Annotated in this window: 18 protein-coding genes and 1 pseudogene; 11 read left to right on the top strand and 8 right to left on the bottom strand. The window is 70.2% G+C overall.

Annotation, left to right across the window (positions count from 1 at the left end; all coding sequences use genetic code 11):
• Positions 1–34: 34 nt before the first annotated feature.
• Genes ACIHCQ_RS13235 through ACIHCQ_RS13225 form a run of 3 tightly spaced genes read left to right on the top strand, consistent with a single transcriptional unit; the run spans position 35 to position 2,515 of the window.
• Positions 35–619: a DUF5998 family protein gene (locus ACIHCQ_RS13235; RefSeq protein WP_399661262.1), complete on the top strand. Its 585-nt coding sequence runs from the start codon at positions 35–37 to the stop codon at positions 617–619.
• The gene (locus ACIHCQ_RS13230; protein WP_399661260.1) at positions 619–1,824 is read left to right on the top strand and encodes an alkaline phosphatase family protein; all 1,206 of its coding nucleotides are present in this window, start codon (positions 619–621) and stop codon (positions 1,822–1,824) included. The genes ACIHCQ_RS13235 and ACIHCQ_RS13230 overlap by 1 nt, the downstream gene beginning before the upstream one ends.
• Before the next feature lie 40 nt (positions 1,825–1,864).
• Positions 1,865–2,515: a thymidine kinase gene (locus ACIHCQ_RS13225; RefSeq protein WP_399661258.1), complete on the top strand. Its 651-nt coding sequence runs from the start codon at positions 1,865–1,867 to the stop codon at positions 2,513–2,515.
• Positions 2,516–3,016: 501 nt separating this feature from the next.
• Here the strand turns inward: ACIHCQ_RS13225 and ACIHCQ_RS13220 are convergent.
• Together ACIHCQ_RS13220 and ACIHCQ_RS13215 are read right to left on the bottom strand one after the other, a co-directional pair.
• Positions 3,017–3,322: a hypothetical protein gene (locus tag ACIHCQ_RS13220; RefSeq protein WP_399661256.1), complete on the bottom strand. Its 306-nt coding sequence runs from the start codon at positions 3,320–3,322 to the stop codon at positions 3,017–3,019.
• Between the two features lies 1 nt (position 3,323).
• Complete coding sequence (locus tag ACIHCQ_RS13215; protein WP_399661254.1) at positions 3,324–3,776, bottom strand: hypothetical protein; 453 nt, start codon at positions 3,774–3,776, stop codon at positions 3,324–3,326.
• Between the two features lie 383 nt (positions 3,777–4,159).
• Here ACIHCQ_RS13215 and ACIHCQ_RS13210 point away from each other — a divergent pair, with 383 nt between their 5' ends.
• On the top strand, positions 4,160–4,315 hold the full coding sequence (locus ACIHCQ_RS13210; protein ID WP_399661252.1) for a hypothetical protein: 156 nt from the start codon (positions 4,160–4,162) through the stop codon (positions 4,313–4,315).
• Positions 4,312–4,809: a hypothetical protein gene (locus tag ACIHCQ_RS13205; RefSeq protein WP_399661250.1), complete on the top strand. Its 498-nt coding sequence runs from the start codon at positions 4,312–4,314 to the stop codon at positions 4,807–4,809. The genes ACIHCQ_RS13210 and ACIHCQ_RS13205 overlap by 4 nt, the downstream gene beginning before the upstream one ends.
• 488 nt (positions 4,810–5,297) lie before the next feature.
• Here ACIHCQ_RS13205 and ACIHCQ_RS13200 read toward each other — a convergent pair whose 3' ends face one another.
• Entirely contained in the window at positions 5,298–5,633 is a 336-nt protein-coding gene (locus tag ACIHCQ_RS13200; RefSeq protein ID WP_399661248.1) for a hypothetical protein, read from the bottom strand.
• Positions 5,634–5,745: 112 nt separating this feature from the next.
• On the opposite strand from ACIHCQ_RS13200, the pseudogene ACIHCQ_RS13195 reads away from it, so the two are divergent.
• Positions 5,746–6,121 (top strand): annotated as a pseudogene (locus ACIHCQ_RS13195) (thymidine kinase); the annotation flags it as partial.
• A gap of 28 nt (positions 6,122–6,149) precedes the next feature.
• On the opposite strand, the gene ACIHCQ_RS13190 reads toward ACIHCQ_RS13195, so the two are convergent.
• Complete coding sequence (locus ACIHCQ_RS13190) at positions 6,150–6,920, bottom strand: VOC family protein (protein WP_399661246.1); 771 nt, start codon at positions 6,918–6,920, stop codon at positions 6,150–6,152.
• 256 nt (positions 6,921–7,176) lie between these two features.
• Between ACIHCQ_RS13190 and ACIHCQ_RS13185 the strand changes: the two genes are divergently transcribed.
• Positions 7,177–8,040 carry a sulfurtransferase gene (locus tag ACIHCQ_RS13185; RefSeq protein ID WP_399661244.1) on the top strand — a complete coding sequence of 288 codons (864 nt, stop codon included), beginning with the start codon at positions 7,177–7,179 and terminating at the stop codon, positions 8,038–8,040.
• Between the two features lie 483 nt (positions 8,041–8,523).
• Here ACIHCQ_RS13185 and sepH read toward each other — a convergent pair whose 3' ends face one another.
• From sepH to ACIHCQ_RS13170, 3 genes are all read right to left on the bottom strand, one after another.
• Entirely contained in the window at positions 8,524–9,612 is a 1,089-nt protein-coding gene (sepH, locus tag ACIHCQ_RS13180) for a septation protein SepH (RefSeq protein WP_399661242.1), read from the bottom strand.
• 417 nt (positions 9,613–10,029) lie between these two features.
• Complete coding sequence (locus tag ACIHCQ_RS13175; protein ID WP_399661241.1) at positions 10,030–11,337, bottom strand: D-arabinono-1,4-lactone oxidase; 1,308 nt, start codon at positions 11,335–11,337, stop codon at positions 10,030–10,032.
• Positions 11,309–12,643: an MFS transporter gene (locus tag ACIHCQ_RS13170; RefSeq protein ID WP_399661239.1), complete on the bottom strand. Its 1,335-nt coding sequence runs from the start codon at positions 12,641–12,643 to the stop codon at positions 11,309–11,311. The genes ACIHCQ_RS13175 and ACIHCQ_RS13170 overlap by 29 nt, the downstream gene beginning before the upstream one ends.
• Positions 12,644–12,758: 115 nt before the next feature.
• On the opposite strand from ACIHCQ_RS13170, the gene ACIHCQ_RS13165 reads away from it, so the two are divergent.
• Positions 12,759–13,922 (top strand): ferrochelatase, encoded by a 1,164-nt coding sequence (locus ACIHCQ_RS13165; RefSeq protein ID WP_399661237.1) that lies wholly within the window; start codon positions 12,759–12,761, stop codon positions 13,920–13,922.
• Positions 13,919–14,719, top strand: a complete 801-nt coding sequence (locus ACIHCQ_RS13160) for an inositol monophosphatase family protein (RefSeq protein WP_399661235.1) — start codon at positions 13,919–13,921, stop codon at positions 14,717–14,719. Before ACIHCQ_RS13165 ends, ACIHCQ_RS13160 begins: the two co-directional genes overlap by 4 nt.
• Positions 14,720–14,909: 190 nt before the next feature.
• Here the strand turns inward: ACIHCQ_RS13160 and ACIHCQ_RS13155 are convergent, their stop codons facing one another.
• Positions 14,910–15,077: a hypothetical protein gene (locus ACIHCQ_RS13155; RefSeq protein WP_399661233.1), complete on the bottom strand. Its 168-nt coding sequence runs from the start codon at positions 15,075–15,077 to the stop codon at positions 14,910–14,912.
• 325 nt (positions 15,078–15,402) lie between these two features.
• On the opposite strand from ACIHCQ_RS13155, the gene ACIHCQ_RS13150 reads away from it, so the two are divergent.
• Together ACIHCQ_RS13150 and ACIHCQ_RS13145 are read left to right on the top strand one after the other, a co-directional pair.
• Complete coding sequence (locus ACIHCQ_RS13150) at positions 15,403–16,056, top strand: response regulator transcription factor (RefSeq protein ID WP_399661231.1); 654 nt, start codon at positions 15,403–15,405, stop codon at positions 16,054–16,056.
• 4 nt (positions 16,057–16,060) lie between these two features.
• Complete coding sequence (locus ACIHCQ_RS13145; protein ID WP_399661229.1) at positions 16,061–17,293, top strand: sensor histidine kinase; 1,233 nt, start codon at positions 16,061–16,063, stop codon at positions 17,291–17,293.
• Positions 17,294–17,548: the final 255 nt, after the last annotated feature.

Genomic DNA, 17,548 nt, shown 5'->3' with positions numbered 1-17,548 from the left:
CTCACCGCCCCCGGGGGCCCGTAGGATGGACCGCATGGCGAAGACCGGTACCACGACCCAGGGGCTGCGCTCGGCGATCGAGCGCAGCGGCTACTACCCGGCCCTCGTGGCCGAGGCGGTGGAGGCCGCCGTCGGAGGCGAGCCGATCGCGGCGTACCTGGTGCACCAGGAGACGACCTTCGACGCGAACGAAGTGCGCCGCCATGTCACCGTCCTCGTCCTGACGGCCAACCGCTTCATCGTCAGCCACACCGACGAGCAGGCCGCCGACTCCAGCTCCCCGACGCCGTACGCCACCACCTCCACCGAGTCGGTCAAGGTCGGGCGGATCTCCTCCGTCGTGGTCAGCCGCGTCGTGGCCAACCCCGAGTCGTACGCCCCCGGCACCCTGCCCCGCGAGGTCGTCCTCACCATCGGCTGGGGCGCCGTCTCCCGGATCGACCTGGAGCCCGCCGCCTGTGGCGACCCCAACTGCGAAGCGGACCACGGCTACACCGGCAGCTCCACCGCCGACGATCTGAGCCTGCGCGTCAGTGAGGCGGGCGACGGCCCCGACGCGGTCAGCCAGACCCTCACCTTCGCCCAGGCGCTCTCCGAAGCCACGGCAGCCACCGCCTGATGGCCCAGCCCGCAGCCCAGCCCCAGGCATGGCCGGACGACCCTGTCCCCCTCGCCCTCGACACCGCGCCCGTCCCCCAGTACGGCACCGGATCGCTCGCCGATCTGCTGCCGACGCTCGCCGCGGGCCAGGGCGTGCCGGGCCTCACCCGCGCCATCCCCGAGCTCACCCCCGCCGACCGGAACTGCGTCTTCCTGATCGACGGTCTCGGCTGGGAGCAGCTCAAGGCCCACCCGGACGAGGCCCCGTACCTCACCTCCCTTCTCGCCACCTCGCGCGGTTCCACGGGACGGCCCCTCACCGCCGGCTTCCCCTCCACCACCGCCACCTCGCTGGCCTCCATCGGCACCGGCATGCCGCCCGGCGCGCACGGCCTGCCCGGCTACACCGTGCGCAATCCGGAGTCCGGCGAGCTGATGAACCAGCTGCGCTGGAAGCCCTGGACCTCCCCGCGCGTCTGGCAGCCGTACCCCACCGTCTTCCAGCTCGCAGACGCCGCGGGCGTACACACCGCGCAGGTGTCCTCACCCGGCTTCGAGCACACCCCGCTCACCAAGGTCGCGCTCAGCGGAGGCACCTTCCACGGCCGCCTCACCGGCGAGGAGCGCATGGACCTGGCCGCCGACCAGCTGGCCGCCGGAGACCGCTCGCTCATCTATACGTACTACAGCGAGGTCGACGGCAAGGGTCACCGCTTCGGGGTGAACTCCGACGCCTGGCGCGGCCAGCTGATGTACGTCGACCGGCTGGTGCAGCGCCTCGCCGAGCAGCTGCCGCCCCGTGCCGCCCTGTACGTCACCGCGGACCACGGCATGATCGACATTCCCTTCGACGAGGAGTCGCGCATCGACTTCGACGAGGACTGGGAGCTGCGCGCCGGAGTCGCCCTGCTGGGCGGCGAGGGCCGGGCCCGTCATGTCTACGCCGTGCCGGGCGCCGCCTCCGATGTGCTCGCCGTCTGGCGCGAGGTGCTGGGGGAGCGGTTCTGGGTGGCGAGCCGGGACGAGGCGATCGCGGCCGGCTGGTTCGGCGCGGAGGTGGAGGAGCGGGTGTACGGGCGGATCGGCGATGTGGTCGCGGCGGCCCACGACGACGTCGTGATCACCGCGTCCGTCAGGGAGCCGCACGAGTCGGCGATGGTCGGGATGCACGGCTCCATGACCCCCGTCGAGCAGCTGGTCCCGCTTCTCGAAGTACGTTCGTAACCCCCGTCGCATCGCATACCTGAAAGGCCGTCACTTCCTCATGCCCGAGTTGGTATTTTTCTCCGGCACCATGGATTGCGGGAAGAGTACTTTGGCGCTCCAGATCGGACACAACCGGTCGGCCCGCGGGCTCCAAGGCGTGATCTTCACCCGTGACGACCGGGCGGGGGAGGGCAAGCTGTCCTCCCGGCTCGGCCTGGTCACGGAGGCGGTCGAGGCCACCGAGGGCATGGACCTGTACGCGTACCTCGTGGACCAGCTGTCGAAGGGCGGCAAGGCGGACTACGTGATCGTGGACGAGGCGCAGTTCCTCGCCCCGGATCAGATCGACCAGCTGGCGCGGACCGTGGACGACCTGGGCCTGGACGTGTTCGCCTTCGGCATCACCACCGACTTCCGTACCAAGCTTTTCCCCGGCTCCCAGCGACTCATCGAACTGGCCGACCGGGTCGAGCAGCTCCAGGTCGAGGCCCTGTGCTGGTGCGGCGCCCGAGCCACTCACAACGCCCGCACGATAGGCGGCGAGATGGTCGTCGAGGGCGCCCAGGTCGTCGTCGGCGACGTGCACCGCCCGGCGGAGGAGATCGGCTACGAGGTCCTCTGCCGCCGCCACCACTGGCGCCGCATGACCTCGGCCTCGGCCCACGCCGGCGCCCTCTCCCCGGACGTCCTCCCGGTCAACCACGCCTGACCGTGCTCCTCGGCGCCCGGCCGGCAGCGGTTATCCGGGGGCGCCGACCTCAACCGAGCGGGGTGGCTGCTTGGCCGCTCCAACCCGCCTGGTTGTAGCAGCTGCCTGTGACGCACCCCCCTCGCTCTGTTCCACGAGCTCTCCGTTACGCCGTACCGCAGGGCCGGTTGGGCCCGCCAGCCGTTGCCGGTCTGAGAAGCGGGTAGGCCGGATTTCGGAGTACATGCCTGCCCAATGGCCCTTATACGGCAGTCAGTTTCCTCGGGTGACTGACTCGGCGTCGAGTAGGCACGAGGTAGCCAGGTCCGGACCGCCGGTAGCACTGGGGGAACCAGCCGAGGCGACGATTCCATCACCGTCCGGAGGCACGCTAGCAACGTGCCTGCCAGCCTCACGCTCCCCATGTACCAGGGGGCTGTCGCCGAGCTCCTCCGTGTCGTCGTACGCCTGGTCGGCTAGCACGCACAGCTCCGTGTACAGGACGTCGGCGGTACGAGATCATCAGCGTGTGGGCTCCTCATTGGCTGCGCAGAGCTCCACAGCGGCCATCACCTGGTCATAGGCCTGGACCTCCGGACGTCTTGCGGTACTGCTCAGCACGATGGTCTTGGCCTCGGCCAGCGAGTGCGGCCCGGCCCCCAGCAGCTCCCGGGTGACGAGGATGGCATCCAGAACCCACACTCGCCGCTGGCAGAGGAAGTGTTGTACGGCGTCCATGCCTTCAGCCGTGGCGAGCAGAGGGCGGCACTCCTCGGTGAGCTCGCGTATGTGGTTCCAGCGTTCCGGGGCGATCCCTTGTGGCTTCATGTCAATGAAACCAGACGACGAGGCGGACGTTCTCCGGGCCGTGGAGTTTGCCGAGTGTGCGCATCACGGTCCAGACCGAACCCCAGTGGGTTTGGTCCCCCGCGACCGACTGTCGGCTGTGTTTACCGGAGTGGTCCGTCTCCTGCCAGTCGGCGGAGGTCAGTTCTGCCCAGGTGATCCATGTGGTGCTGTGGACGTCAGGGGGTCCGCCGTACGCGGCGAAGTCGGTGCGCAGTCGGTCGGACGCGTCTTCCGGCAAGCCGAGGCCCTCAGTCAGGGGACGGAAACCGAAGGTGTTGCGTACCCCGAAGAGGCAGGCGAGGGCGTCGTAGGCGTTGCCGGTGTTGAGGAGGAAGAGATCGATGCCGACCTGCCACACGGAGTCTTCGTCGTCCGGGCCCCAGAGGCGGGCGCCCGGCCTGCACTCGATCATTCCGCTCACGTCTGTGGACATGCCGGGATTCTGCCTGGAGGAAGCGCGCCCCGTCGCCTCTGTTTCACAGCCGCCTTTCCCACCACGGCAGATGGACTGGGGCGAAGGGGTTGTTCAGGGTGCCGGTGAGCACGCGTGCGTCGTGTGGTGCGACGAGGGCCTGAAGTTCTCGGCGGGATCGTTTGCACAGAGCTCGGAGTGCGTGCTCTATCAGGGTCCGGGGGTGGCAGTCGCCCTGCCGCCAGTCGTGCGGGTTGCCGTAGTACGGGTCGGAGAGATGGGCGGGTGGCCGGCGTGCGGGACGGCTCCAGCCTTGGGCGGCGTGAGCGACCTCGCCCTGGGGCATTGGCGAGCACATCAGGCTCAAGACCGGGTGGGCATCGGACAGGAGCGTCCGGGACGCGGTGGACGCATTGAACAACGACCCCAAGCTCCGCGCGGATCTACCGGCCAAGGCTGAGTCGGCCAAGGAGCATATGGACGACCACAACTGGGGAAATACGGAAAACCGATCCCCTGAGATGAAAGCACTCATCGACAAACTGGAGAACTGGCCGTGACCGCAATCGAATTCCTCGTCTCGTTCATCACGTCGGGGCGACTGCACGGTCTGGGAATCGGCTCAACCCTCGGCGAGGTCGACGAAGCGATCCACTGTGATTTCATCGACGATGTCAGCAGGTCCGGCCTCTCGCTGCGCCGGGACTATGGATTCTTTGAGTTTTCCTTCAATCCCGGCCCGGAGTGGGTGATGTCCAGTGTCTCGATCAAACTGCACAGGCTGGCCTCGGACTATGATACGGCTAAGGAGTGGCGCGAGAACATGCATGTCGAGTTCCCGCAGCACCTTGCCTGGGATGAACTGCGGGGTGCGCTCGAACTCGTCCCCGGGTCCCCGTCCTTGAAAGTTAAGGATCAAGGGGGTTTCCTTGAATATCGCGCAGCCACGACGAATGTATCCATCATCGTGAACGACGATGGTGGAGAACATGGACCGTCCCGGCAGGGAGATGTGTGGAGTATCAGCCTGTGGGCCCCCGCTCGGCCACAGTGATTCGGTAGCCTCGTATTCCTCCGGCGTGCCCGGGAGTCGTCGGGGTCGAGCCGGTTGGAGATCTCTCTGCTGACGGGCCTTCACCGGTGGTCGAGTGGCTCACAAACAAGGTGCTCGTCCGGCTGGGCCGCCAGGAGGCCTCGATGATTAGCGCGAATGTGGCGGAGCCCGTCTATCTCGTCCAGGGCGTGTACTCGAACAAGCTGGGCGGGCTGAGTGTCGTCAAGTGGATGGGTGTGACCCGTAAGGGGCGGTCGACGACGACATGGTCTCGCTGCTGCGCTGCTGCGCCGCTGCAGAGTCGGCCCCCACCGTTGATCGTCTTTTCGTAGCGTTGGACGAGGTGGCCCTTGCGGTCCTCGTAGGCCCGTCGCCGACGTTCCTCGAAGGCATCAACGTCCTGCACGAGCTGGGCCCGAACCTCATCGAGCAGGTCGCACAGCTTGTCCACCCACTCTGCGGTGTCGATCCCCCTCTACTGCCGGACCTCAGATGGGAGCACACGCAACCCGCACCCGACTGGGGGTCGCGTGATCACCGAGGAAGAAGTCCCCGGCGGTCGACCATGTTTGCCCGCTGGTCTGCTTGGCGTGCCGGAAGAAAGCCGACAGCGCGATCGAGTGGGCGTGGCGTCGGTCGATCCGTTCGTTGCCGAGGGGGACATAGGGTGCCCGCACATCTCCGGCGATCATCGAGGCAGGGTCTTGGTAGCGCGACAGGTCGTGTGAGCGCCGCTGCGCATAGGTGAAGACCAGCGCCGCCGAGTCCGTGCGCCTTCCGGCGCGGCCAGCGCGTTGCACGTAGTTGGCGGTGGTCGGGGGCATGTTCCGCAGTAGGACGGATTACCGCTGGTTCCTGATGGCCCGCGGCACGAGCATCCCTGTAGCCGTGCGTACCGTGCGGCGTCTCTCATGAGGAGTTGGACGACAGTCCAGCAAAAGGACCCTCGCGCTTCGGATCGAGCACAACCGGTCCGCGCGCGACCTTCAGAGCATGATCTTCACGCGCGACGACAGCGCGGGCGCTGCGACTACGTCATCGCCGACGAGGCGCAGTTCCTCGCGCCCGAGCAGGTCGACCAGCTCGCCAGTGTTGTGGACGACCTGAAGCTGGACGTTTTCGCCTTCGGCATCACCACCGACTTCCGCTCCAGGCTCTTCCCCGGCTCGCGGCGGCTGGTCGAACTCGCCGACCGTGTTGAGGTGCTGCAGGTCGAGGCGTTGTGCTGGTGCGGGGCGCGGGCCACACACAATGCCCGTACGGTCGGCGGGATGTGCTGCTGGTTGAGGCCGCCGAGGCTGCCGCCGGTGATGGCGGCGGTGATGGCGGCGGTGCCGGGATCAGCGGTCGGCCGACCGTACGATCGTGAAAACCGCGCCCTCCGGGTCCGCGACGGTCGCCAGCCGGCCCCGCGCGCGCTCCCTGGGGGGTCGCACCACCTGTCCGCCGAGCTCCACCACCCGCCGCGTGGTCTCGTCGGTGTCCTCGACCTCGAAGAACGTCATCCAGTACGAGCCGCGGTCGGGCGACAGGTCCTGTCCGACGCCGTGCAGGCCGGCCACCGGGCGGCCGTCCAGACGCAGCGTCACCTGGTCGAGTCCGGCGTCGGAGACCTCGGCGTCATAGCCGAAGACCGCCTGGTAGAACTTGCTGACCGCCGAGGTCCGCGAGGTCAGCAGCGCGTTCCAGGTGGGGGTGCCGTGGGTGCCGTACTTGGCGGTGCCCTGGTACGCGCGGGGCTGCCAGACGCCGAAGATCGCGCCGCCCGGGTCGGAGCCGATGATCAGCCGGCCCGCGTCTCCCGCGTCGAGGGGGCCGACACCCACCGTGCCGCAGGCGCTCCGGATCGCTTCGGCGGTCGCGTCCGCGTTCTCGGTCGCCATGTACGTCGTCCAGGCGACCGGCAGCCGCCGGCCGATCGGCCGGCGGCCGATGCCCGCGACTTCCTTGCCATCGATCAGCGCCCGGACGTATGGACCCAGCGAGTCCGGGCCGGGGGCGAACTCCCAGCCGAACAACGCTCCGTAGAACTTCTTGCTCGCGTCAACGCCATGCACCAGCAAGCTCACCCAGCAGGGTGCGCCAGGTGTGGGCCGAGTCGCCTCGGTCATCGTCACTCTCTCCTCGGACCATCGGGGTGGCCGTGCGGGGGCCGGCCATGTGGGGCCGGCCGTGTGGGGGGACCGGATGCGCGCCGCCGTGCGGGACTGCGCTGCGCCCCGTGGTGATGCTTGCACCAGACCGCGCGGAGAGCGCCAGGGCCGCGCCGGATTTGGCGTGTTCCTGTTGGAGGGAGCCCTTTTTGTCCTGGCACATCCGATTCGGCGGCGTTACGTGTCTGCCGGTGACTGCGCGAGGATGGTCCGCATGAACCTCCTCATCTCCGCCGCGGAGCTCGCGGACGAGCTGGCTGAATCCCGCCCTCCGGTACTCCTGGACGTCCGCTGGCAGCTCACTTTGTCGACCGGGCCGAACGGGCGGCCCGATTACGAGGCCGGGCACATTCCCGGCGCGGTCTTCGTCGACCTGGACGCGGAACTGGCGGCTCCGCCCGGCCCGGGCGGCCGGCACCCGCTCCCGGACCCGGCGGTCTTCGGCGCGGCGATGCGCCGCGCCGGGGTGTCGGCCGACGCGCCGGTGGTCGTGTACGACGGCGGCCAGGGCTGGGCGGCGGCGCGCGCGTGGTGGCTGCTGCGCTGGACGGGCCACCCGGACGTACGGGTCCTGGACGGCGGCCTCGCGGCGTGGACGGGGCCGCTGGAGACGGAGATTCCCGCCCCGGCGGTGGGCACGTTCGCACCCGAGCCGGGCGCGCTCCCGCTGCTGGACGCGGAGGCGGCGGCCGAACTGGGCCGCACGGGCCTGCTCCTCGACGCGCGCGCGGCGGAGCGCTACCGCGGCGAGGTCGAGCCGATCGACCCGGTGGCGGGCCACATCCCGGGCGCGGTCTCGGCCCCGACCACGGAGAACGTCACCGAGGACGGCCGTTTCCTGCCCACGGAGACGCTGGCCGCCCGCTTCAAGTCTCTGGGCGCGGGGCAGGGGGCGCCGGTCGGCGTCTACTGCGGCTCGGGCGTCTCGGCTGCGCACGAGGCGCTGGCCCTGGCGATCGCTGGCTTCGAACCGGCGCTGTACGCGGGCTCGTGGTCGGAGTGGTGCGCCACGCCGGAACGGCCGGTGGCGACGGGTCCGGGTCCGGGGCAGGCAGAGGCAGAGGCGGAGGCGCGGTAGCGGAGCGCGCCCGGCGGCCAGAAGGATCGCAGGGGCCGCACCGCCCCGACTGCCCGGTCCGGTTCTCGGTTGCGACGCGCGGAGGCACCGTACGCGGCGGCCCGGTCCTGCCCTGCGGCCCGAAGCGCCGCCCCGCCCCGGTGGCGGCGTACCCGAGCGTCGGGTGGTCAACGGGCCTGGTGTGCGGCTTGGTCCGCGGTTGCGGGCGTCGGCCCGGAGGAGCGCCGGGGTTCCCGAAGCGCGAGGGCGTCCTCGCCCCCGATAGCCCACGCTCGCCCGGAACGTGCCGGGTGAGTGAGCGAGGCCGAGGCGCAGCCCCGCCCCCGGTAGCGGCCCCGCCCGAGCGGGCCGTGGTCAACGGCGACTGAGCCGGGGCGCGCCGGGCCGAACGGCCAGGGCCGCCCCTGCTCCTCCGCCCCGCGCGCGGAGGGCTCGTACGCAAACCGCGTACGAGCCCTCCACCACCCCTGTCTGCGGCGCCAGTTACTCCTGCTTCTTGCGGCGCGTCCCGAAGACGATCTCGTCCCAGCTCGGCACCGCCGCGCGGCGGCCCGGGCGGACGCCGTCCGCCTCCGCCTGGCGGTCCGTCGTACCCGTCAGGCGGTCGCGGTGGCCCGCCACCGAACGCGGCATCAGCACGTCCGCGTACGCCGAACCGGCCCCCGCCGATGCCGCCGGCGCCACCGGCTCCTCCGATTCGGGGTCCGGCGCCGCGTCCGGGGACGCAGGCTCCGGGGGCGCGGGGCGTTCCGGTACGACCATGTCGCCGCGGAAGCTCGGCACCGCCTCCAGCAGGCTCGTCAGCGAGTCCCGTTCGCCGCCGTTCTCCTCCGGCTCGGCCGAAGGCGAAGGCGCCGGCACGCCCGGGCGTTCCAACTGGCGCTCCAGGGCCCGGTCCAGCGGACGGTCCCGTGGCAGCCGTGCGATGCGCGGGACGAACGGGAAGCTCGGCTCCTGCGTTGCCGCGATCGTGTCGTCGGTCTCGCCGATCAGCGCCCGCGCCTCGTCGTCGACGGCCTGGACGAGCCGCCGCGGCGGGTCGTACGTCCAGCTCGCCGAGTGCGGCTCGCCCGCCACCCGGTAGACCAGCAGCACTTCCCACGTACCGTCGTCCCGCCGCCACGAGTCCCACTGCACGGCGTCCTTCTCGGCGCCGCGCAGCGTCAGCCGCTCGTTCACCGCCTCGCCGAGCTGCGGCCCGGTGTTCTCACCGGGGCGCCGTACGGGAGTCTTACGGGCCCGCTCCGCCATGAAGGCGCGCTCCGCGAGCACGGGGCCCTCGAAGCGGCGCACCCGGTCGACCGGGATTCCGGCGAGCTGGGCGACCTCTTCGGCCGAGGCTCCGGCGCGTATACGTGCCTGGATGTCGCGGGGGCGGAGATGGTTCTCCACCTCGATCTGGCCGAGCCGGGCACGGTCGTTCCGTACGGCAGCGCGCAGCCGTTCATCGATCGGAAGCGTGTACTCCGTGCTGTCAGCAGCCTTGAGCACCAGTCGTGTGCCGTCGTTGGAGACGGCCACGACACGCAGTTCGGGCATGGGGACCTCCCGGGTGGTGCCTGCCGACGTCACGTGCGTCGCTGCTTCCGCTAGTCGAGTGTGGCCTGCCCGGGTGCAGCCTGCCACAACCTTGCCGTCTTGCCCGGCGTGTCGGGCACAGGCCCTGGATCGCCGTTATGGCACGGTTACCTGTTTGCGGCGTTGAGAGACTAGCGGTCACTCTCCGCATCCGGTACCCGTGCGGTGCCGCGGCTCCGCCGGATCGAGCGCCACTTTCGGCCCCCACCTGGGGTCCAGCCCCAAAAAGGAGGTTGGGCCCAGGGCTCGCCACAGTACTCCATTCGGGCCACGGGGGTGGGCGGCCGCGCCGCCGAACTTCCTCGGCGGCGCGGGACTTGATGCCGCGGCGTGGAGTTGACGGTGACTTGATTCACAGAACCTCCCCAAAGGGAACGTTTCGCTTTGCTCGCCCGCCACTCCAACTGCCCTTCAGTCGCCCAGTACCCGGCGCAGATAGTCGTTCCCGAACAGCCGGTCCGGGTCCAACCTGTCCCGCAGCGCCGTGAATTCACCGAACCGCGGATACGCCCCGGCGAGGTACTCGGCGTCACGCGTGTGCAGTTTGCCCCAGTGCGGCCGGCCGCCGTGTGCGGTCATGATCCGCTCCACGGCGGTGAAGTACGACCGGTGCGGCGTCCCCCGGTAGAGATGCGCGGCGATGTACGCGGTCTCCCGGCCCGACGCCGTGGAGAGCGCGATGTCGTCCGCCGGAGCCGTCCGCACCTCCACCGGGAAGCTCACCCGCAGCGGCGAGCGCTCGATCATCGCCCTGAGCTCGCGCAGCGCCCCCACCGCGGCCTCCCGCGGCAGCGCGTACTCCATCTCAACGAACCGCACCCGACGCGGAGAAGTGAAGACTTTGTAGGGAATATCGGTGTACGTACGGGCAGACAGCGCACGGCTGGAGATTCTGGCGATCGCCGGGATGGTCGCGGGCACGGCCCGGCCCAGTGAATTGACCACCTGAAAGAGGCCGTTGGAGAGGAACTCGTCATCGATCCACGCGCTGACCTGTCCGGGTGGGGCGGCGGGACCGGCGCTGCGGTTGTTGCGCTTGGTGTTGCAGTTGCCGGTGTGCGGGAACCAGTAGAACTCGAAGTGCTCGTTCTCCGCGAAGAGGGCGTCGAACTCGTCCGTGACCCGGTCGAAGGCCATCGGCTCCTCCCGCGCCGTCAGCAGGAAAATGGGCTCCACGGCGAAGGTGACCGCGGTGACCACGCCCAGCGCGCCGAGCCCGATCCGGGCCGCGGCGAAGACGTCGGGATTCTGCTGCGCGGAGCAGCGCAGCAGCGAGCCGTCCGCCGTGACCAGCTCGAGCGCCGTGATCTGCGTGGCAAGCGAGGCTGATTCACGGCCGGTGCCATGGGTGCCGGTGGAGGTCGCGCCTGCGACCGTCTGTTCCATGATGTCGCCCATGTTCGTGAGCGACAGGCCCTCGCGGGCGAGTGCGACGTTCAGCCGCTTGAGCGGGGTGCCCGCCTCGACGGTCACCGTCATCGCCGTACGGTCGAGCTCCCGGATTCCGGTCAGCAGTCCGGGCCGGATCAGCACCCCGTCGGTGGCGGCGGCAGCGGTGAAGGAGTGGCCCGTGCCGACGGCCTTTACCTTCAGACCGTCCTGGGCCGCCCGGCGCACGGCCTCGGCGACCTCTTCGGGCGAGGCGGGCGAAACCTCCCGTAGCGGACGGGCCGTTACATTCCCGGCCCAGTTACGCCACGCGTCCGTTGTCGCCGGCATTCCTGAGGCCCGCCGTGTCAGTCGTGCGAGCTGTGTGAGCCCTGTCCGCCGTGCCCGCTGCGACTGCCGTGTCCGCTGCGTCTTGGGTGTGTCCGTCATCGGTCCCGCGCCCTCCCCGAGTCGGCACCGGCTTGGCCAGCCGGCGGTACCCCAGGAACGCCACCACCGCCGCGACCGCCCCCGCCACGGCGGGCACCACGTACCCCGCGTCCGCACCGGCCACGTCGACCACCCAGCCCGCGGCCGAGGAGCCGAGCGCCACCCCGACCGCGAGCCCCGTGGTGACCCACGTCATGCCCTCGGTCAGCTTCGCGCGTGGTACGTGCGCTTCGATGAGGGCCATGGTCGTCACCATCGTGGGTGCGATGGCCAGGCCCGCGACAAAGAGCGCCACGGCCAGGACAGCGAGGTTCCCGGCCAGTTGGAGGGGGATCATACTCACGGCCATCGCACAGACGCCCACCAGCCACCTCCGCGACGCCGAGCCCTTGAGGTGCAGCAGTCCGAAGACCGCTCCGGCGAGGCAGGAGCCGAGCGCGTACACCGCGAGGACCAGGCTCGCCGCGGCCTTGTTGCCCTGCTCCTCCGCGAAGGCCACGGTGACGACGTCGACCGCGCCGAAGATCGTGCCGGTGGCGACGAAGGTGACCACCAGGACCTGGAGTCCGGGGGAGCGGAGCGCGGAGCCGCGGGTGTGGTGCTCGCGCGGCTGCGGCACGGGCTCGGTGGCGCGCTGCGCGATGAGCCAGAAGACACCGGCCATCAGGAACCCGGCGGCGAGCAGCGGACCCGCCTGGGGGAACCACGCGGTGGACAGGCCGATGGAGATGATCGGCCCGAAGATGAAGCACAGCTCGTCGACGACCGACTCCCAGGCGTACGCGGTGTGCAGCTCGCGCGGCGACCCCTGGTAGATCGCGGTCCAGCGGGCCCGGATCATCGCACCGACGCTCGGCGCGCAGCCGGTCGCCGCCGCGAAGGCGAACAGCGTCCACTCCGGGGCCTCTTGCTGGGCGCAGATCAGCAACCCGCCGACGGCGGCCACCGAGACCAGGGTGGCCGGGGGCACTATGCGCGTCTGTCCGTGCCGGTCCACGAGCCGGGATATCTGCGGGCCGAGCGCCGCGGCGGCCATCGCGTGGGTCGCGGCGAGCGCGCCCGCGAGCCCGTAACGCCCCGTGAGCTCGGAGATCATGGTCACAATCCCGATGGCCAGCATGGACAGCGGCATCCGCCCGATGAAGCCCGCGGCGGAGAACGCCTTGCTGCCTGGGGCGGCGAAGATGGCGCGGTAGGGACTGGGCAAGGCTGCTCCGGTAAGGCGTATCTGAGGTGTTCAGAGATTACGTCCACGGAGCTGCCCGGCGCACCGGAGTTTCCCGCTGTCGTAGCTGTCAGAAGACAGTGGCAGGATCGTTCCCATGCCCGATCAGCATGACGCAGCCCCTTACGACGCCCTCCTGCTGCTCTCCTTCGGCGGACCCGAGGGCCCGGACGATGTCGTCCCGTTCCTCCGGAACGTGACGCGCGGCCGTGGCATCCCCGAGGAACGGCTCAAGGAGGTCGGCCGGCATTATTTCCAGTTCGGCGGGGTCAGCCCCATCAACGGCCAGAACCGCGCCCTGCTGGACGCCCTCCGCAAGGACTTCGCCGAGCACGGCCTGGATCTGCCGGTCCACTGGGGCAACCGGAACTGGGCCCCGTACCTCACCGACACACTGCGCGAGATGGTGCGGGACGGCCACCGGCGTATCGCCGTCATGGTCACCAGCGCGTACGCCTCCTACTCGGGCTGCCGCCAGTACCGCGAGAACCTGGCCGCGGCGCTGGCCACGCTGGAGGCCGAAGGCCTTGAACTGCCGCGTGTGGACAAGCTGCGCCACTACTTCAACCACCCCGGCTTCGTACGCCCCATGGTCGAAGGCGTCCTGAAGTCGCTCGCGGACCTGCCCGAGAAGGTACGGGCCGGGGCGCGGCTGGCCTTCACCACGCACTCCATCCCGGTGTCCGCGGCCGACACCTCGGGCCCGCCGCAGGAGCACGGCGAGGGCGGCGCGTACGTACGGCAGCACCTGGCCGTGGCCCGGCTGGTCGCCGACGCCGTACGCGAGGAGACGGGCGTCGAGCACGCCTGGGACCTCGTCTACCAGTCCCGCAGCGGCGCCCCGCACATTCCCTGGCTGGAGCCGGACATCTGCGACCACCTGGAGGAGCTGCGCGCCGCGCGGGTTCCCGCGGTGGTGATGGTCCCCATCGGTTTCGTCTCGGACCACATGGAGGTCCTGTACGACCTCGACACCGAGGCCACCGCCAAGGCCGCCGAACTGGAGCTGCCCGTGCGCCGGTCGGCGACGGTGGGCGCCGATCCGCGGTTCGCCGCGGCGGTACGGGACCTGGTCCTGGAGCGCGCGGCGGCCGAGCGCGGCCTGCCCGCCGAGCGCTGCGCGCTGGGCGGCCTCGGCCCGTCCCACGACCTCTGCCCCGTGGGCTGCTGTCCGGGCCGGGCGCCGCTTCCGGCGGCCGCGGGCGCGGACAGTCCGTACGGGCACGTCCCGACAGCTCCCACGCTTAAGGAAGACCTGTGACCGACCCCCTGCTGTCCGAACTCCTCGACCTCGCCCTGGAGGCCGCCCGCCGTGCCGGGGTGCTGCTGCGCGACAGCCGCCCCGCCGATCTCGGCGTCGCATCGACCAAGTCCAGCCCCATCGACGTCGTCACCGAGATGGACATCGCGGCGGAGAAGCTGATCACCGGGTTCCTGTCCGAGCACCGCCCCGACGACGGGATCCTCGGCGAGGAAGGCGCGGCCACCACGGGCACCAGCGGTGTCCGCTGGATCATCGACCCGCTCGACGGCACCGTGAACTATCTCTACGACCTGCCGACCTGGGGGGTCTCCATCGCCGCCGAGCGGGACGGCGAGACGGTCGTCGGGGTGGTGACGGCCCCGATGCGCCGCGAGACCTTCCGCGCGGTGCTCGGCGGCGGGGCCTACGGGAACGACAAGCCCCTCAGGTGCCGCCCCGCGCCCCCGCTGGACCAGGCGCTGGTCTCCACCGGCTTCAACTACGTCACGACCGTGCGCAGCCACCAGGCGGACGTGGCCCAGCGGCTGATCCCGCGCCTGCGTGACATCCGCCGCAGCGGCTCGGCGGCCGTGGACCTGTGCGATGTCGCGGCGGGCCGCCTGGACGGCTTCTACGAGCGCGGGCTCAGCCCCTGGGACTTCGAGGCGGGCGCCCTGATTGCCCGCGAGGCGGGGGCGCTGACCGGCGGACGCCCCGGCGACCCGGCCTCGGGTGAGCTGACGATCGCGGCGAGTCCCGGCGTATTCGCGCCGCTCCAGTCGCTCCTGGAGGAGTTCGGCGCCTGGCACGACTGACCTGACCTGACCTGACCTGACCTGACCTGACCTGACCGGCATCCGGCACGACAGGGCCCCGGCGCCGTCCCGCGGCGTCGGGGCCCTGTCGTCAGCACGTTCTGCGGAGATGCGCTGTACGGCTCTATGGGGTCGTGGGGTCTTTACGGCTCATGTGCGGCTCGTGTGCGGCTCTGTGCGGTCCGGCGCGCTAGGCGGCGCTGAGTTGCACGCCGTGCTCCGCCGCCAGACGGTGCAGGTCGTCCAGCTCGGCCTGCTCGACATCCGCGAGAAAGTCGTCGCCCGTCTCGCGAGCCAGGGTGAGATCGGTTTCGGCGGCCTTTATACGCTGCAGCAGTCCTGCCGTGAATGCGTCCATTGCGCCCCCTCGTCGTGGGTCGGTGGCACGGGGGTGTGCCTGGGGATATACCCCTGCCGAAGGCAGGGAACGGGGTGATCAACCCTGGAACAGGTCGTGTGAATGCCACATACAGGGCTTGATCTCGGGTGTGCAGTCGTCCTCCCCCGGCGTTCCCTCACAGAAACCTCAACCGGGTGGTGAATCCGGCGAATTCCTGCCGGGGTGGTCGGCGGGATCCGCCTTACAGCCGGTTTACGCGCGTAAAGGGCAGGATGGAGGCGCACAACCCACTGCTCACACCTGCCCCGATCATGAGTGACGGGCCCAGCGGAAGGACAGCGACGTGCGCGTACTCGTCGTCGAGGACGAGCAACTGCTCGCCGATGCGGTGGCCACCGGTCTGCGCCGGGAGGCCATGGCCGTCGATGTCGTGTACGACGGCGCCGCCGCCCTGGAGCGCATCGGCGTCAACGACTACGACGTGGTCGTGCTGGACCGGGACCTCCCCCTGGTCCACGGCGACGACGTCTGCCGCAAGATCGTCGAACTGGGCATGGCCACCCGGGTACTGATGCTGACCGCGTCCGGCGATGTCAGCGACCGCGTCGAAGGGCTGGAGATCGGCGCGGACGACTACCTCCCCAAGCCGTTCGCCTTCAGCGAGCTGACCGCCCGCGTCCGGGCGCTCGGCCGCCGTACGACCGTGCCGCTGCCGCCCGTCCTGGAGCGCGCCGGGATCAAGCTCGACCCCAACCGCCGCGAGGTCTTCCGCGACGGCAGGGAGATCCAGCTCGCGCCCAAGGAGTTCGCGGTCCTGGAGGTGCTGATGCGCAGCGAGGGCGCCGTCGTCTCGGCCGAGCAGCTGCTGGAGAAGGCCTGGGACGAGAACACCGACCCGTTCACCAATGTCGTACGCGTCACGGTCATGACGCTGCGCCGCAAGCTCGGCGAGCCGCCCGTGATCGTCACCGTGCCCGGCTCCGGCTACCGGATCTGATCCGATGCCCACTGCCCAGGTGCCACGCGTGGTGCCGCCGAAACCGACCTGGGATCCGCGCGACCCGGTCCGCCCGCTGCTGCGCCCGACCATCCGGATACGGCTCACGCTGCTGTACGGCGGGATGTTCCTGATCGCCGGGATCCTGCTGCTGTCGATCATCTATCTGCTCACCGCGCAGGCGCTGAACGTCAGGACCCTGCCCTTCGAGATCGTGTCCGGCGAGGTGAACCCGACCGTCGCGTGGTGCCGGCTGCCCGAGGGACAGGTGACCGCGCCCCCGGTCAACGCGGCCATGGCGGACTGCGTGCGCCACCAGCACGAGATGGCGCTGGACGATCTGCTGCGCCGCTCGCTCTTCGCGCTGCTCGGCCTGAGCATCATCGCTTTCGCCTCCGGCTACGCCATGGCGGGACGGGTCCTCTCGCCGCTCGGCAGGATCACCCGTACGGCCCGCCAGGTGGCCGGCTCCGACCTCGCCCGCCGGATCGAGCTCGACGGTCCGGACGACGAGCTCAAGGAACTCTCGGACACCTTCGACGAGATGCTGGACCGCCTGGAGCGGGCGTTCACCGCGCAGCAGCGCTTCGTGGCGAACGCCTCGCACGAGCTGCGTACGCCGCTGGCCATCAACCGCACGCTGCTGGAGGTCCACCTGTCCGACCCGGGGGCCCCTGTGGAGCTCCAGCAGCTCGGCAGGACCCTCCTGGCCACCAACGAGCGCAGCGAGCAGCTGGTCGAGGGCCTGCTGCTGCTCGCCCGCAGCGACAACCAGATTGTCGAGCGCAAACCGGTGGACGTGGCCGAGGTCGCCGAGCGGGCCGTCGACCAGACCCGTGCCGAGGCCGAGGACAAGGGCGTGGAGATCCGCGGGGAGCGCGCGCCCGCCGTCATCCAGGGCAATGGCGTCCTGCTGGAGCGGATCGCCCTGAACCTGGTGCAGAACGCCGTGCGCTACAACGTTCCGGAAGGCGGGTGGGTGGAGGTCAACACCGAGCTGCGGCACGGCGAGGCGGTCCTGACCGTCTCGAACACCGGGCCCGTGGTTCCCGCGTACGAGATCGACAACATCTTCGAGCCGTTCCGGCGGCTGCGGCAGGAGCGGACGGGCAGCGACAAGGGCGTCGGCCTGGGCCTCTCGATCGCGCGTTCGGTCGCCCGGGCCCACGGAGGCCGTATCATCGCGGAGCCCCGCGAGGGCGGCGGGCTGATCATGCGCGTCACCCTCCCGGTCTGAGGGGCGGGCGGACTGACCTTTATCGCCGGATTTGCGGAGATGGGGGTTGTTCGCCGTACGCTGAATCTCCGGGACCCGTGCCTGGTGCATTCATGTGGGATCGATCACACGGGCGAATTTCATGCCATCTACTCTCCGTGATCAAGACTCTTGGTGAAAGCCGGTAAAAGTCCGGGTTTCCGGGGGTCGAGATCACGGGAAGTACACGGGGTGGCGCTCGTGAAGTGCGACATTCGGACCGTGTACGGTCCCCTT

Origin of the sequence: Streptomyces sp. NPDC052236, from assembly GCF_044548015.1 — a bacterium.
In the GTDB taxonomy this organism is placed as follows: domain Bacteria; phylum Actinomycetota; class Actinomycetes; order Streptomycetales; family Streptomycetaceae; genus Streptomyces.
The sequence above is the reverse complement of the archived record's forward strand: the minus strand, read 5'-3'. Positions and strand labels throughout refer to the sequence as shown.

Excerpts from the sequence above, each read along its gene's own strand:
- ACIHCQ_RS13215 (WP_399661254.1), bottom strand. The coding sequence starts at position 3,776 with ATGTCCACAGACGTGAGCGGAATGATCGAGTGCAGGCCGGGCGCCCGC.
- ACIHCQ_RS13200 (WP_399661248.1), bottom strand. The coding sequence starts at position 5,633 with ATGCCCCCGACCACCGCCAACTACGTGCAACGCGCTGGCCGCGCCGGA.
- ACIHCQ_RS13145 (WP_399661229.1), top strand. The coding sequence starts at position 16,061 with ATGCCCACTGCCCAGGTGCCACGCGTGGTGCCGCCGAAACCGACCTGG.
- ACIHCQ_RS13190 (WP_399661246.1), bottom strand. The coding sequence starts at position 6,920 with ATGACCGAGGCGACTCGGCCCACACCTGGCGCACCCTGCTGGGTGAGC.
- ACIHCQ_RS13175 (WP_399661241.1), bottom strand. The coding sequence starts at position 11,337 with ATGCCGGCGACAACGGACGCGTGGCGTAACTGGGCCGGGAATGTAACG.
- ACIHCQ_RS13225 (WP_399661258.1), top strand. The coding sequence starts at position 1,865 with ATGCCCGAGTTGGTATTTTTCTCCGGCACCATGGATTGCGGGAAGAGT.
- ACIHCQ_RS13220 (WP_399661256.1), bottom strand. The coding sequence starts at position 3,322 with ATGAAGCCACAAGGGATCGCCCCGGAACGCTGGAACCACATACGCGAG.
- ACIHCQ_RS13230 (WP_399661260.1), top strand. The coding sequence starts at position 619 with ATGGCCCAGCCCGCAGCCCAGCCCCAGGCATGGCCGGACGACCCTGTC.
- ACIHCQ_RS13185 (WP_399661244.1), top strand. The coding sequence starts at position 7,177 with ATGAACCTCCTCATCTCCGCCGCGGAGCTCGCGGACGAGCTGGCTGAA.
- ACIHCQ_RS13155 (WP_399661233.1), bottom strand. The coding sequence starts at position 15,077 with ATGGACGCATTCACGGCAGGACTGCTGCAGCGTATAAAGGCCGCCGAA.
- ACIHCQ_RS13235 (WP_399661262.1), top strand. The coding sequence starts at position 35 with ATGGCGAAGACCGGTACCACGACCCAGGGGCTGCGCTCGGCGATCGAG.
- ACIHCQ_RS13165 (WP_399661237.1), top strand. The coding sequence starts at position 12,759 with ATGCCCGATCAGCATGACGCAGCCCCTTACGACGCCCTCCTGCTGCTC.